The sequence below is a fragment of the Actinopolyspora mzabensis genome (genome assembly GCF_900101095.1).
In the GTDB taxonomy this organism is placed as follows: domain Bacteria; phylum Actinomycetota; class Actinomycetes; order Mycobacteriales; family Pseudonocardiaceae; genus Actinopolyspora; species Actinopolyspora mzabensis.
The window spans coordinates 91,799-106,437 of record NZ_FNFM01000001.1; the positions used below are offsets into that span (position 1 = coordinate 91,799).

General features: G+C 68.8%; 10 protein-coding genes. 7 read left to right on the forward strand and 3 right to left on the reverse strand.

Annotated features, from left to right (window positions below):
* Window positions 1–16: 16 nt before the first annotated feature.
* The gene (locus BLR41_RS00395) at window positions 17–2,500 is read left to right on the forward strand and encodes a UvrD-helicase domain-containing protein (RefSeq protein WP_092625236.1); all 2,484 of its coding nucleotides are present in this window, start codon (window positions 17–19) and stop codon (window positions 2,498–2,500) included.
* Between the two features lie 66 nt (window positions 2,501–2,566).
* Here BLR41_RS00395 and BLR41_RS00400 read toward each other — a convergent pair whose 3' ends face one another.
* On the reverse strand, window positions 2,567–4,162 hold the full coding sequence (locus BLR41_RS00400; RefSeq protein WP_092625238.1) for an ABC transporter permease: 1,596 nt from the start codon (window positions 4,160–4,162) through the stop codon (window positions 2,567–2,569).
* Window positions 4,159–5,085: an ABC transporter ATP-binding protein gene (locus tag BLR41_RS00405; protein WP_092625954.1), complete on the reverse strand. Its 927-nt coding sequence runs from the start codon at window positions 5,083–5,085 to the stop codon at window positions 4,159–4,161. Before BLR41_RS00405 ends, BLR41_RS00400 begins: the two co-directional genes overlap by 4 nt.
* A gap of 355 nt (window positions 5,086–5,440) precedes the next feature.
* On the opposite strand from BLR41_RS00405, the gene BLR41_RS00410 reads away from it, so the two are divergent.
* The gene (locus tag BLR41_RS00410) at window positions 5,441–5,962 is read left to right on the forward strand and encodes a GbsR/MarR family transcriptional regulator (RefSeq protein ID WP_092625240.1); all 522 of its coding nucleotides are present in this window, start codon (window positions 5,441–5,443) and stop codon (window positions 5,960–5,962) included.
* A 274-nt stretch (window positions 5,963–6,236) separates the two neighbouring features.
* Here the strand turns inward: BLR41_RS00410 and BLR41_RS00415 are convergent, their stop codons facing one another.
* Window positions 6,237–7,103 (reverse strand): M23 family metallopeptidase, encoded by an 867-nt coding sequence (locus tag BLR41_RS00415; protein ID WP_245693679.1) that lies wholly within the window; start codon window positions 7,101–7,103, stop codon window positions 6,237–6,239.
* Window positions 7,104–7,672: 569 nt separating this feature from the next.
* Between BLR41_RS00415 and BLR41_RS00420 the strand changes: the two genes are divergently transcribed.
* The 5 genes from BLR41_RS00420 to BLR41_RS00440 all read left to right on the forward strand — a co-directional run bounded on the left by BLR41_RS00420 (window position 7,673) and on the right by BLR41_RS00440 (window position 14,552).
* Entirely contained in the window at window positions 7,673–9,448 is a 1,776-nt protein-coding gene (locus BLR41_RS00420; RefSeq protein WP_092625241.1) for a hypothetical protein, read from the forward strand.
* 165 nt (window positions 9,449–9,613) lie between these two features.
* Window positions 9,614–10,780, forward strand: coding sequence for an ADP-forming succinate--CoA ligase subunit beta (gene sucC, locus BLR41_RS00425; protein ID WP_092625243.1), 1,167 nt, complete (start codon window positions 9,614–9,616; stop codon window positions 10,778–10,780).
* A gap of 13 nt (window positions 10,781–10,793) precedes the next feature.
* Entirely contained in the window at window positions 10,794–11,678 is an 885-nt protein-coding gene (sucD, locus tag BLR41_RS00430; protein ID WP_092625245.1) for a succinate--CoA ligase subunit alpha, read from the forward strand.
* A 220-nt stretch (window positions 11,679–11,898) separates the two neighbouring features.
* Window positions 11,899–12,873: a DUF5336 domain-containing protein gene (locus BLR41_RS00435; RefSeq protein WP_092625247.1), complete on the forward strand. Its 975-nt coding sequence runs from the start codon at window positions 11,899–11,901 to the stop codon at window positions 12,871–12,873.
* A 146-nt stretch (window positions 12,874–13,019) separates the two neighbouring features.
* Complete coding sequence (locus tag BLR41_RS00440) at window positions 13,020–14,552, forward strand: cell division protein PerM (protein WP_092625249.1); 1,533 nt, start codon at window positions 13,020–13,022, stop codon at window positions 14,550–14,552.
* Window positions 14,553–14,639: the final 87 nt, after the last annotated feature.

Below are 14,639 nucleotides of genomic sequence, written 5' to 3' on the forward strand. Positions count from 1 at the left end.
GTACTCTGAATTACCGATGAGCACCCTGTTCGACGCCGCAGCCGACGGTCCCGTCCGATCCGACGGGGCGCCCCCTCCCGATGGCCGGGACGGCCCGGCGAGGACCGCGCCGCTGCCCTCCGCTGAACAGCTGGTCTCGGAGCTCAATCCGCAGCAGTGCCGTGCGGTGCTGCACAGTGGCACACCACTGCTGGTGGTGGCCGGGGCCGGTTCGGGCAAGACCAAGGTGCTCACCCACCGCATCGCGCACCTGCTGGACCAGCGTGGTGTGCATCCGGGCCAGATCATGGCGATCACCTTCACCAACAAGGCCGCCACCGAGATGAAGGAGCGAGTGGCCGAGCTGGTGGGGCGGCGCGCCAACGCGATGTGGGTCTCCACCTTCCACTCGATGTGCGTGCGCATCCTCCGCCGCGAGGCGAGAACCCTGGGGCTTTCCACCAATTTCTCGATCTACGACGCGGACGACGCCAGGCGGCTCGTGACGCTGGTCGCCAGGGACCTGGAACTGGACTCCAAGCGTTATCCGGTGCGCACGCTCGCGGCGCAGATCTCGAACCTGAAGAACGAACTCGTCGACCCGGACACGGCCGCCGAACGCGTCGGCAGTGACCTGGAGCGCAAGGTCGCCGATGTCTACGCCGCCTACCAGCGGCGGCTGGCGGACTCCAACGCGCTGGACTTCGACGACCTGATCATGCGCACCGTCTCGTTGCTGCGTGATCACCCGGCCGTGGCAGAGCACTACCGCCGTCGGTTCCGGCACATCATGGTCGACGAGTACCAGGACACCAACCACGCGCAGTACGCGTTGGTGCGTGAGCTGGTGGGTACCGAGTCCGACGCGAGCGAGATCCCGCCCGCCGAGCTGTGCGTGGTCGGTGACGCCGATCAGTCGATCTACGCCTTCCGCGGCGCCACGATCCGCAACATCGAGGAGTTCGAGCGGGACTACCCCGAGGCGGAGACGATCGTGCTGGAGCAGAACTACCGCTCCACCCAGACGATCCTGTCGGCGGCCAACTCCGTGATCCGTTCCAACACCGGTCGCAGGGAGAAGCGGCTCTGGAGCGAGGCGGGCGAGGGAGAACCGCTCGTCGGTTACGTGGGCGACAACGAGCACGACGAGGCCGCGTTCGTGGCCGCCGAGATCGATCGGCTGGTGGACTCGGGGGAGGCCACCTTCAACGACATCGCCGTTTTCTACCGCACCAACAACCAGTCCCGGGTGTTCGAGGAAGTGTTCATCAGGCTGGGACTGCCGTACCGCGTCATCGGCGGGGTGCGGTTCTACGAGCGCCGCGAGGTCCGGGACGCGTTGGCCTACCTGCGGGTGCTGGACAATCCAGACGACACCGTGAGCCTGCGCCGGATCCTCAACGTTCCCAAGCGGGGGATAGGGCAGCGTGCCGAGACGGTGCTCGCCGAGTACGCCGAGCAGGAGCGCATCTCGTTCGGTGCCGCGCTCCGGCACGGGGCGCGGGGTGAGATCGGGCAGCTCAACTCGCGTTCGGCCCGCGCCGTCGCCGGTTTCACCGAACTGCTCGACGAGCTGCGCGAGGTGGCCGCGAACAACGACGTGGCCGAGGTGCTGCGTACGCTGCTCGAGCGCACCGGCTACCGGGGCGAGCTGGAGAGCAGTGACGATCCGCAGGACGCCTCCCGGGTGGAGAACCTCGACGAGCTGATCAGCGTGGCTCGGGAGTTCGGCGACACGCGCCCGGCCGGGCAAGCGGAGTCCACATCGGACGAGGATTCGGGCGGCGACGGTTCCGGGGGCGAGGGTTCCGGCGACGACGCCGTTGCCGCGGCACAGGACGACAACCCGCTGCCCGACGACTCGATCGGCGCCTTCCTGGAGCGCGTCTCGCTGGTGGCCGACGCCGACGCGTTGCCGGAGAACAGCGACGGTCTGGTCACGCTCATGACGCTGCACACCGCGAAGGGGCTGGAGTTCCCGGTCGTGTTCGCCACCGGCTGGGAGGACGGCGTCTTCCCGCACATGCGGGCGTTGGGGGACTCGCAGGAGCTGTCCGAGGAGCGCAGGCTGGCTTACGTCGGCATCACCCGTGCCCGGCGACGGTTGTACCTCTCCCGTGCGCTGATGCGCTCGGCCTGGGGGCAGCCGGTCACCAATCCCGCCTCGCGGTTCATCACCGAGATCCCGCAGCATCTCGTGGAGTGGCGCAAGTTGGAGCCGGAGCGTTCCGCACCACGCGAGCGCGGCGGTTGGGGCGGTCGCGGTGGCTCGGAGGTGGCACCGGGAGGTCCCTCCGGTTCGGGAGACCGCGGTTCCCGCGGTGGTGGCGCCTCGAGTTGGAAGAACTCCGTTCCGATCAAGCTCGAGGCCGGTGACCGGGTCAACCACGACAAGTACGGGCTCGGCACGGTACTCGCCACCGACGGTGAGGGCGCCCGTGCCACGGCCAACATCGATTTCGGCGACTCGGGCACCATCCGACTCATGCTCATCGGCAGCGTGCCGCTGGTGAAGCTCTAGCACGCCCCGGACCTCGCGGCCGAACCGCGAGGTCCGGGTGCCGCGAGATCCGGGTGACGAAACGGTTCACGCCGTGTCCCGACGCCGGTAGCCGGCGACCCCCACCGCCGTCAGCAGTACCGCCGTGGCGGCCAGGGCGAGCAGCGGTACCGGGGTGAACTCCTCGGTGGGCAGCGTCGGCACGTGCGCGAACGGGGAGAGGTCCGAGATCCGGTCCGGCACTCGCAGCAGCGGCCCGAACATTCCCACGAAGACGATCCCGGTCAGCACGAGCCAACTCAGACCGGTGGCTCCGGGCAGCACTCCGAACAGCAGGATCGCGAGTCCGGCCAGTACCCAGATGGCGGGCAGGTAGGCCAGTGCCGCGCCCAGTATCCGGGCGACGTCGCCCGGATCACCGCTGGTGCCGGCGTAGACCAGCCCCGCACCGAGCCCGGCCCCGCCCATCACCAGCACGCTGCCGCACAGCGTGGCCGCCAGGCCGGACAGTGCCCAACGCGACCTGCTCAGCGGGGTGCCGCCCAGCAGGGGCTCCGTCCTCCCGGCCGCCTCCTCGGCACGCAGCAGTCCGGCCGACTGCAGCGCGAAGCCACCGGCCACCATGCCCATCAGCGAGAGGTAGGTGGCGATCATCGTCTCGGCCGAGTCGGCTCCGCCCGCCTGCTCGAAGTAGCGCCGGGCCATCTCGTTCTCCCGGACGAACACCGCGGCCTGCTCACCTATCGCGCCCACGAACGCGCCGAACAGCACGAAACCGACCGTCCAGCCCGTCAGCACCCCGCGCTGCAGCCGCAGCGCCAGCGTGAACGGGCCGGACAGCAGCGCCGTGGCGGCCGCACGACCGGATCGGCCCCGCACCATCCCCGCCCCCTCGTCGCGCCGGGAACGCAGCAGAAACGCCGCGACGAGCAGTAGCACCGTCAACGCCACCCCGAGCAGCAGCGGCCAGCCGGTGCCGTCGACGTAGGCACGGGTGCGCTGCGCCCAGCCGACCGGGGAGAGCCAGGAGAGCGTGCCGTCGCCCAGATCTCCCGCACCGCGCAGCGCGTAGCTCAGGGCGAGGAGCGCGGCCGCCGCCCCGACCGCCGCCCGGCCGTGCTCCATGAGTTGTGCGGTCACCGCCGCCACGGCGGTGAAAACCGTGCCCACCATGCCCAACCCCGCGGCGAACAGCAGCGAGCCCGCCGTGCTCAGCTGCGGCAGCACCACGGGTAGCGCGAAACCGAGCAGGGCGCCCAGGAGCAGGTTCACGCCGAGGACGGTGACCAGCGCGGCCGTGAGTGGGGCGTGCCTGCCGACCACTCCCGCGCGCAACAGCTCGACCCGGCCGCTTTCCTCCTCGTGACGGCTGTGCCGCACCAGCAGCAGGATGCTCATCAGCGCGACGAGCACCGCCGTCATACCGCCCATCTCGTTGGCGACCATCGCGCCGAAGGTGTAGTTCTGTTGGCCGAAACCGGGGCCGGTCAACACCACCGTGGCCGGGTTGTTCATCAGGGCGGCCCGTGCCTGTCGGTCGGCGGCGGACTCGAAGGCCACCGGGAAGGTGGCCACGCTGCCCAGCAGGAAGACCGCCACCCCGAGGATCCATGCCGGGATGCGTAACCGGTCCCTGCGAAGAATCAGCCGGATGAGCGTTCCCGTTCCGCGCAACGTGCTCATCGGTTCGCTCCTTCGGTGTCGGAGGGCTCCGGCTGCTGCTCGTAGTGCCGCAGGAACAGCTCCTCCAGAGTGGGAGGCTGACTCGTCAGGCTGCGCACCCCGACCGTGGTGAGTTCGCGCAGCACCCCGTCCAGGTGTGGGGTGTCCACCTCGCAGCGGATGTGAGTGCCGTTGACCTCCAGGTCGTGCACGCCGCACAGCTCGGCCAGCCCCTCCGGCGGCGCCGAGAGCTCCGCCGTGACCGAGGTGCGGGTAAGGTGCCGCAGCTCGGGGAGGGTGCCGGACTCCACGGTCCGTCCGGAGCGGACGATGGTCACCCGGTCGCAGAGCGCCTCCACCTCGGAGAGGATGTGGCTGGACAGCAGCACGGTGCGTCCCTCGCGCTGCTGCTGCCGGACGCACTCCCGGAAGGTCTCCTCCATCAGCGGGTCCAGTCCCGAGGTCGGCTCGTCCAGCACGAGCAGCTCGGGCTCGGAGGCGAGTGCGGCCACCAGGCCGACCTTCTGCCGGTTCCCCTTGGAGTAGGTGCGTGACTTCTTGCGCGGATCGAGGTCGAACCGGCGCAGCAGGTCCTCCTTGCGGCGCTGGTCGATACCGCCGCGCAACCGGCCCAGCAGGTCGATGACCTCTCCGCCGGAGAGGTTCGGCCACAGCGTCACGTCGCCCGGAACGTAGGCGATTCGGCGGTGCAGCTCAGTGGCGTCGTGCCACGGGTCGCCGTCGAGCAGTCTCGCCTCGCCGGACTCGGGGCGCAGCAGCCCGAGCAGGATCCGGATTGTGGTGGTTTTCCCGGCGCCGTTCGGGCCGAGGAAACCGTGCACCTCGCCGGTGCGCACGTTCAGGTCCAGCCCGTCCAGTGCGCGGGTCGGACCGAAGTCCTTGGTCAGGCCGGAGATCGTCACGGCCGTGGGGTCGGAGTTCAACGCGACTCCTTCGGAACGGATTCGGGCGGTTCGGCTGCCTTTCACAGCCGCGGCGGATCGGAGTCCGCCGTACGTTCCCCCGCGCGGGAGGAGTACAACCGCTTCACGCGGCGGTCCGCCCTGTCGGATCCGGTGCTGGCGATCGTGCGTACCACGTTTTACACGGTACACAACATTCATAAATTTGTGAACAGAATGAACCGTGCGAGCGGGTCCGTGCCGCCGCACCGGGCAGCACGCTGGCTTCCCAGGGGGCGGAGTTGTTGCGATAGACTGTTTTCACGAAGCTGTGAAATTAAGCAAATGTGTGAATCAGTGCTCCGACTGATGCTGGTACGAGTGCGGGAGGTCCCGGATGTCCGAGACAGCACCCGATCCCGCACCGGAGCCGGTGGAGGCGGCGGGCCGTGACGAGCGGGAAGTGGCGCGGTTCGTCGAGCGGTTCGCGCTCAATCTGACCGAGGCGGGGTTTCCCCGCATGGCCGCTCGTGTGTTCGCGCGGATGCTCGTCGATGACGACGGCTCGTGCACGGCGGCCGAACTGGCCAACTCCTTGCAGGTGAGTGCGGCCGCCGTTTCCGGCGCGGTGCGTTACCTGATCCGCGTGGGGTTGCTCTCCCGCGAGCGCGAGCCGGGCAAGCGCCACGATCACTACCGGGTGCGCGACGACATGTGGTACGAGGCGTTCGCGCAGCGCGACGACCAGTTCCTCGAGTGGGAGGAGACGCTCCGGATGGGCACCGACACGCTCGGGTCGCACACCGGGGCGGGCGCCCGGCTCGACGAGACCCGCAGGTTCTTCGAGTTCCTCCGTGCCGAGCTGCCTCGAATCATGACGAAGTGGCGCCAGCAGAAGTACGGCGAGAACGGCGAGTAACGTTTCGTCCCCACGGGGCGCGTAGCTGCTCGGACGGCGTAACCTCGACGCTGCGTCGAAACGGTGCTGCGTCGAAACGGCGCGGCGATTTCGCGGGAAATTGATGGCGATTTCGCGAGAAATCGACGCCGCGCGGGCGGGGAACAAGCCCCCGCCGGGGCGTGCGCGGAGCCGCGCCGCGGCCTACCGGCGAGGGCACCACACGTTCGCGAGGAGCGACGCCGCTCCCCACGAACGGCTCGCCGTGGTCCGTCCACAGCGGACGAGAATTCGGTCAGCTGACGTAGACGCCACGCTCGTTGAGCCAGGGCAACGGATTGATCTTCGTGCCGTAGGAGTTCCAGATCTCGAAGTGCAGATGGGTGCCGGTGGAGAAGCCCCGGTTGCCCATCGTGGCGATCTGTTCGCCGGCCTCGACGTGCTCGCCCACGTTCGCGGTGATGCTGTTGACGTGCCCGTACACGCTGATCGTGCCGTCGGTGTGCTGCACGCGCACCCACAGGCCGAAGCCGCTGGCGGGCCCCGCCTCGATCACGGTTCCCTCGGCCACGGAGACGATCTGGGTGCCCTTGCTGTTGGCGATGTCGATGCCGTAGTGGGTGGTACCCCAGCGACCACCGAAGCCGGAGGTGAACGTGCCCGCGGCCGGCGCGAAGTAATCGGGTTGCCGAGCCTCGCGCAGTGCTTCCTCGCGGGCCTGCTCCACCCGCTGGCTCTTGGCGAGCTTGCGTACCTCGTCGTTGGTGTCGGTGGTCCGCGCCACCGGCAGGATCTCGGGCGCCGGTGCGACACCGCCGACGCTGGCACCGTCGGAGCCCTTAGCCGTGCCACCGCCCTCGGCCGTTCCGGTCTTGGAGCCGTCCGTGACCGAGCCCAACGAGGCCGCCGCGTTCTGCCCGGAGGCCAGCGGGGTCTGGTCCTCCTGCGGGGTGTCGGACTGGTCCTGATCGGCCGCCATGGCCTGACCCGCGGCGGCGAAGGCGCCTGCCGCGACGGCGGCGACCACGATTCGGCCCCGCAGTACCGACGGCGGAGTCGGGGTGCGTTGTCGGCGCGGTTTATCCGATGTGGACTCTTCGTCCGAGGCGTGCTGTTGAACCGGGGTGTTGTGCTGACCGCCGGGGGAGCGGTGTCGAGTCAATGCTTGACCTTCCGTCTCGGGGAGCCGGATCACTGGGCCGGGCGGGGGACCCGGACCGGTCGGGGTTAACCGGGAAGTGTCCCTGTTCGTGATCTGACTGTGACAACGGACGTCGGGACATTAACCAAGGAATGCCCCTAGGGGCAAATCCCGATCTTTGTATCGATTCCGTCCCGTTTCGCGGCGTCGTGGAGCGGGTAGCCGTGGAACTCCCGCGACGTCGGCCTCGTTTTTCGACGTGCTTGTTGCCGTTGCCTGCGGTTTCGACGCCCGTATCGGTGTCCGCCGAGTAGCTCGTTTCTGGACACAGTGGAGTTTCGGGGGTTGCCTCTCCGAAGCTTTCGGTGTCATAAGTCACATCGAATCATGTCCGTGATGGGCACTTGAAACCAGGTCCTACGAGTGAGGACTGCGCAGAAATAACACTTTAGGTATTCAAGCGACCTCACTGTGTCGCTCGTTCCGGCGAGTTGGCGTGTTTCGGGTGTCGCCTTTTCGGGTTGTCCGTGTTCGTAACGTTATTCGGGGTATGCCCTGGCTCCGCGGCGGCGAGTTGCTAGCGTCGCGACGTGAACGCCCGTCCCGGCAGTGAAACCGGAGTCGAGTCCGGCGCCACCCCAGATCCCGAACGTGCGGACCGGTCGTCCCCGACGGCCACATCGGACGATTTCGTCCTCGGTACGAACCCGCTTCCCCGGCTGCGAGTCGCCGGTCTGCTCGTGTTTCTCGGCGCGATCGCCTCCGGTACGGCACCGCTGTTCGGCGTCGTGAACCCCGCCGCGCCCCCCGCCTATCCCGCAGTCGCCCCCCTGCTCGTACTCGGCGTCCTACCCGCCCTTGCCGCGTTCGGCTTCCTGCGGGCGCGCAGGTCGGGCGCCGCACGCGCGGTGCTGCTGGTCACGGCCGCCGTGGCCCTGGCCAGGGGAATCGGAGCGGCACAGCTACTCGTCGAACCCGGGCTGATGGCCCGCCCCGAACTGCTGCTGCGGGAGAGCCTGCGACCGCTGGAGCCCGCGACCGGAACCTGGCTGCTGCTCGCCGGCTACGCAGTGGTGTTCCTCGCCGGAGTGCTGGCCCTCTGCACGCCCACCGGTGAGACATCGCGCGCCGCGAGCGGCACGAGTGGTGGCAGGCAGCCGTTGTTCGTGCTCGTACTGTGCTTCGCCCTCCTCGGAGTTGCCGGGGCGCTGCCCGCCGGGTTCCGTTCGCTCGACCCGTTCGTGGTCGCCCACGGGTTGTTGAGCGCCCCACCTCTGGTGTTCGGGGGAGCTCTGCTGCTCGCCGTGGTGATCCCGGTCGCCGCCGGACTCGCGGTGAGCTCGGCGGAGCCCGAGGTCGGCCGTGGCGGCCTCGTCGGCCTGGCCGTGAACCTGGCGGGCACCACGGTGCCGGTGCTGTTGGCAGTGCTGGCTGACTCCGAGCTGCTGTTCGGATGGGGTCTCGGATTCGGTCTGGTCGCGCTGCTCGGGTTCGGCGCGCTGTCGGTTCCGGTGGGCCGCACCGGTACACGCTCGGTGGAGACCCCTTCCGAGATCTCGTTACCCGCCCACACTCGCCTCGCCGTGCTGACCGGAGCCCTGGGCGCGCTCGGCGGAGCACTCGCGGTCGTCGCCGCTCTGGTGCCGCAGTTACGCACTCCGGAACGCGTGATCGGTTTCGAGGAGAACTACAACCTGTTGCCGCTGCTGCTGGCCGGGATCGTGCAACTGTCGCTCAGCCTTCCGCTGCTGCGCCCCGGCCTGGTCGCCCCGCGCCCGGTGCTCGGTACCGCCTGGGCGATCCTCCCGCTGACCGCCGCCGCGGACCTGGACACCGTGCTGCGGTTCGCCGGTGGCACCCGCCTGGAACTCGTGCCCTCGGGAGTGTGGTGCACCGTCGTCGCCGTGGTGCTCACCTGCTGCGCGGCGGTGTGCGGTGCTGTCGCGGGCGCGATCGAGCGCGACGAGGTGGATCTCAGCGACATCACCCCCAGTCGTTCGCTGCTGCCGCCCACCGTGCTCACTGGTCTACTGGTCGTGGCGGCCTTCGGCTTCCCGGTGTTCCGCACCCCCGAGCACGTCTCACCTGGGTTGTTCAACGGATTCGGCATCGCTTCGTGGGGATTGCTCACCGCGCTGCTCGTGGTACTGATCGCCCTGGTGCTGGTACCGGTCTCCCGGGGAAACCGGGCCGCGGCGCTGCTCGCGGGATGCGCCGTGGTGCTCTCCTTCCGCGCGCTGCTGGCGCCGCTCGCCGCACCCGCGATGACCGAGGGTTTCTCGTTCGGTCTCGGATTCTGGAGCGCGCTGGGGGCCGTGGTGGCCGCCGCGGTCACGGCCGTGCTGGCCGCCCGCCCCACCGGATGATGTGAGTTTGACCGCTCTCGCGAGGCTGTCGGGTGGTGAATCCGGCGGAAATCGCCGGTTTCGGGACCGTTCCGCGTGAGCGAGTTCACCGGATGCGCCGCCCTGATCGTTCTCGCAGGTCGATATGGTTACCGGAGTCCGACACCGACGTCGCAGGAGAGTCGCGTGGACCTGTACGAGTACCAGGCGAAGGAGATCTTCGCCGCCCACGGAATACCGACACTGCCCGGTTCCGTGGCCACCGATCCCAACGGGGCCAAGGCAGTGGCGGAAGAACTCGGCGGACCTGTGGTCGTCAAGGCGCAGGTCAAGGCCGGGGGTCGGGGTAAGGCCGGCGGTGTCAAGCTGGCCGAGAACCCCGATGAGGCCCGAACCAAGGCGGAAGCGATTCTCGGGCTCGACATCAAGGGCCACACCACCCGCCGAGTGCTGGTCACCGAGGCCTCCGACATAGCCGACGAGTACTACCTCTCGTTCCTGCTGGACCGTGCCAATCGCAATTTCCTGGCGATGGCCTCGGTCGAGGGCGGCATGGAGATCGAGGAAGTAGCGGCTACCAAGCCCGAGGCACTGGCCAGGATCCCCATCGACCCGATCGAGGGCGTGAACGAGGCCAAGGCACGGGAGATCGTCGAAGCCGCGAAGTTCCCGGCCGAGATCGCCGACCAGGTCAGCGACATCGTGGTCCAGCTCTGGGAGGCGTTCGTCGCCGAGGACGCCACGCTGTTCGAGATCAACCCGCTGGTCAAGGACCCGCAGGGCAAGGTCATCGCGCTCGACGGCAAGGTCGCGCTCGACGACAACGCCTCGTTCCGGCAGTCCAAGCAGGCGGAGTACGTCGACGAGGGCGCCGAGGACCCGCTGGAGGCCAAGGCCAAGGCCAAGGACCTCAACTACGTCAAGCTCGACGGACAGGTCGGCATCATCGGTAACGGTGCCGGCCTCGTGATGTCCACCTTGGACGTGGTTGCCTACGCGGGCGCCGATCACGACAACGTCAAGCCCGCCAACTTCCTCGACATCGGCGGTGGAGCCTCCGCCGAGGTCATGGCGGCCGGGCTGGACGTCATCCTGGGCGACCCGGACGTGAAGTCCGTCTTCGTCAACGTCTTCGGCGGTATCACCGCCTGTGACGCTGTCGCCAACGGAATCGTCCAGGCGCTGAAGATGCTCGGCGACGAGGCGACCAAGCCGCTGGTGGTCCGACTCGACGGCAACAACGTCGAGGAGGGCAGGCGGATTCTCGCCGAGGCCGACCACCCGCTGGTCACGTTGGTCGACACCATGGACGGCGCGGCTGACAAGGCCGCCGAGCTGGCTGCGGGCAAATAAGGGGCGATCCGCTGTGTCAATTTTCCTCAACGAGAACAGTAAGGTCATCGTCCAGGGCATCACCGGTTCGGAGGGCACCAAGCACACCGCTCGGATGCTGCGTTCCGGGACGAACATCGTCGGCGGCGTCAACGCCCGCAAGGCCGGGCAGTCCGTCGAGATCGAGGGCAACCAGCTGCCGGTGTTCGGAAGCGTCGAAGAGGCGATGAAGGAGACCGGCGCCGACGTGTCGGTGGTGTTCGTGCCGCCGAAGTTCGCCAAGGACGCCGTGATCGAGGCGATCGACGCCGAGATCGGGCTGGCGGTGGTCATCACCGAGGGAATCCCGGTGCACGACTCCGCCTACTTCTGGGCGCACGCCAATGCCACCGGCAACCGGACCCGCATCGTCGGGCCGAACTGCCCGGGGGTGATCTCGCCGGGCAAGTCCAACTCGGGAATCATCCCCGCGGACATCACCGCGGGCGGCAAGATCGGGCTGGTGTCGAAGTCCGGCACGCTGACCTACCAGATGATGTACGAGCTGCGTGACATCGGTTTCTCCACCTGTGTCGGCATCGGCGGCGACCCCGTCATCGGGACCACCCACATCGACGCGCTGCGTGCGTTCGAGGAGGATCCCGAGACCGAGGCCGTGGTGATGATCGGCGAGATCGGTGGTGACGCCGAGGAACGTGCGGCCGAGTACATCAAGGCCAACATCAGCAAGCCGGTCGTCGGCTACGTCGCGGGCTTCACCGCCCCCGAGGGCAAGACGATGGGCCACGCCGGTGCGATCGTGTCCGGTTCCTCCGGCACGGCACAGGCCAAGAAGGAGGCCCTCGAGGCCGCCGGGGTCAAGGTCGGCAAGACGCCGAGCGAGACCGCCAAGCTCATGCGTTCGATCATCAACGACTGATCGACACGTACAGCGGCAGGCTGCTTCCGCCCGGTTCCCGTTCCAGGGGACCGGGCGGAAGTCTTTCCGGCCCCGCCGCTTCCCGGCGGTGTGCCGCGCTCGTGACGGTCAGGATGCGATTCGGTAACGTCGAACTCCCGCGCTCCGCCGCCGTCTCTTCGCGACGGGCGATTCGCAAGCGGAGCGGGTTCGTACGATTCCCGGCCAGGATGGAGTCCCCATGTCCGCGCCCTATCCGCCGTCCCAGCACCCGGCGCCGCCGGGTGGAGCCGGTGGCTCCCAGCTGGACGCGAAGTCGGTTCTCGCCCTCGCGGCGGCAGGTATCGGAGCGCTCGGCTGGATTCTCGGTTTCTTCGCGCCCGCGATGAACTCGATGCTCGGCGGGCTTCCCGGTCTCGGTTTCATGCTGGTTGCGGTGCTGGCCGCCATGCGTTTCTTACCCAAGGCGCCGAACACGTTGTTCGTCGCGGCCCCGCTGGCGGTGTACACGGCACTGTCGATGCTGCAGAACGCGATCGTCTCCGGAGTATGGAGTTCCGGGAGCACCCTGAACGGGTGGGGCATCGTGTTCATGCTGCTGACCCTGCTGCAAGCGGCGGCCGTGATCGCGCTGCTGCTGCTGGAGCAGGAGATCGTCACCGCGCCCGCACTGGGCAGGGGAGCGAAGCAGGCCGCCACGCAGCAGGTGCAGCCGCCGTACCCGGGACAGCAACCCGGGCCCTATGGGACAGGACACCCCCAACCGGGCCAGCCGCAGCACGGGCAGCCCCACCCCGGCCAACCGCAGGCGGGGGGCTGGAACCCGCAGAGCGGCCCGCAGCCGAGCTACCCGGCGCAGCCGTACACCGGTCCGCAACCCCAACAGGGCCAACCCCCACAGGGGCAACCGCAGCCCGGTCAGTCACAGCCCGGTCAGTCACAACCCGGCTGGAATTCGCAGCAGGCGGGTGGCTTCGTTCCGGGACAGCAGCCCCAGCAGCCCGCACAACCCTATTCCCCGCCGCAGGCCGGCCCCGCTCCGCAGGAGAACCCGGCCCAGCCGGGTGCGTTCGCGCCGAACAATCCCTACGAGCAGCCCTCCCAGCCTGGCCCGGAGCACTCCGGTCAGGCTCAGCAGGAACAGCAGAGTGACACCAACGGTGGGCCGCAGGGCACGCAGCAGATGCCGCACCCCAACCAGAACCCACCTGCGTGAGCAGCGGTCGTTCCGCACCGCCCGCCGGTAGGGTTCCGGCGGGCGGTGCCTCGCGGGTGTCCGCGACTCGCGACAGTCGTCCGAAAGAGTGAGTAAGCGGCGCGTCGTGATTTCGAGAAGCCCGGACCGCTGTCACATTCGGCCGCGTGACGGCACTCGATTTCCCCACGGTCGAAACCGCCGAGGCCCCCACTCGGCAGTGGTGCCGCGCGATCGGCGGGGCACTCCTCTCCACGCTTTCGGTGATACTGACCTGCTACCTGCTCGTCGCCGCGCTGCTGGCGTTCGTGGTTGCCACCGCCACCGACGCCGAGTTCGTTCCGGCCGGTGTGCTGCTCGCGGCGATTCCCGGTTGGTTGGCCGCGTTCCAGGTGCCGCTGCTGATCACCGGAGCTCCGCTCAGCGCGTTACCGCTGTTACCGACCCTGCTCTGCGTGCTGCTCGTCTCCCGCGCATCGCGTCGGGTGGCGCGGCGCAACCGGCTGCGCAAACCGGAGCAGGCGTTGCCGGTGGTGTTGGTCATGTCGCTGAGCCACGCGGTGCTCGGCATGGTGCTGGCGATCGCGCTGGCCGGGACGCAGGCTCCGGTGCAGGCCCGGCCCTGGCAGGCGTTCTGCTGCTGCGGTCTGGTAGCCGCCTGTGCCGCGACCGTGGGGCTGGCCGACCGTTGTGGCGTGCTCTACCAACTCTGGCAGCACGTCCCGTCCGAGGCCTGGCGTGCCGTGCGCAAGGGACTGCTGGGTACCGCAGCTGTGATCGGAACCGGAGCGGCGGTGTGCGGGGTGGCCGTGCTGCTCGCCCTGCCGCGGTTGTACGAGCGGTCGGTCGAGCTGGCAGGCATCGGTGACGCCGCGGGGGCCGTGCTGCTCGCGTTGCTGTACCTGCCGAACGCGATCCTGGGGTGCTGGGCGTTCGTGACCGGAACCGGTGTCTCGTTCGGTGCCTCGGTGAGCACACCGTTCCGCACGACAACGGAGGCGTTGCCCCCCGAACTGCCGGTGTTCGCCGTCGTGCCCCCGTCCGGGCTCCCGAGCTGGATGCCCGCGGTGTTCGTCCTCCCGGTGGCACTGGGCGTGCTGCTCGGGTACAGCTGCAGGAACCTGGCCGAACGGAGTCGGGACAGGCAGCACGTGGTGTTGTTGGCCGTACTGGTCACCACACTGGTGGTCTCGGTGCCCGCCGTGCTCTCCGGAGGCCGATTCGGTGGTGAGTACGGTCCGGTTTCGCTGCGTCCACTGTGGTTGGCCATCGTCACTTTCGCCTGGCTGGCGGTCCCGGCCCTGGTGACCTCCGGGTTGCTCGGACGGCGCGCCACCGGCCCCGTCGACGAGGCGGAACTCTCGTTCGACTCCGAAACCGACACTCGGCTCGTCGAGCCGGACCCGGAGACCGTCGAGGACTCGGCCGTCGAGGACCCCGCTGCCGAGACCCCGGCTGCCGAAACCCCGGCTGCCGAGGACGAACGGTTCCCGGACGGCGAGCGAACCGACGACGATGCGCAACCGGACGACGAGGAGATCGCCGAATCCGCCGTTGATGACCCCGCGGCTTCGTCCGACGAACCGCTGGTACCGGAACAGCGGGAGGACCAGTGGCAGGGCTTCCCGCAACAGGAAGGGGAGCTGCTCGAAGCCGAAGAAGAGGGGGAACGGGAGTTTTCCGCGCTGTCCTCCCAGTAGTCGGGATGACCGGGTCTCCGGCTCGCTCCCGGCCGGGCGGCGACGAAACCCCAGCTCGAGGCAGGGTGGGGCTCGTTCCGAACTGCC

Bases quoted from the DNA above. Each gene is read 5' to 3' on its own strand.
- BLR41_RS00395 (WP_092625236.1), top strand. From the start codon at position 17: ATGAGCACCCTGTTCGACGCCGCAGCCGACGGTCCCGTCCGATCCGAC.
- BLR41_RS00400 (WP_092625238.1), bottom strand. From the start codon at position 4,162: ATGAGCACGTTGCGCGGAACGGGAACGCTCATCCGGCTGATTCTTCGC.
- BLR41_RS00410 (WP_092625240.1), top strand. From the start codon at position 5,441: ATGTCCGAGACAGCACCCGATCCCGCACCGGAGCCGGTGGAGGCGGCG.
- BLR41_RS00435 (WP_092625247.1), top strand. From the start codon at position 11,899: ATGTCCGCGCCCTATCCGCCGTCCCAGCACCCGGCGCCGCCGGGTGGA.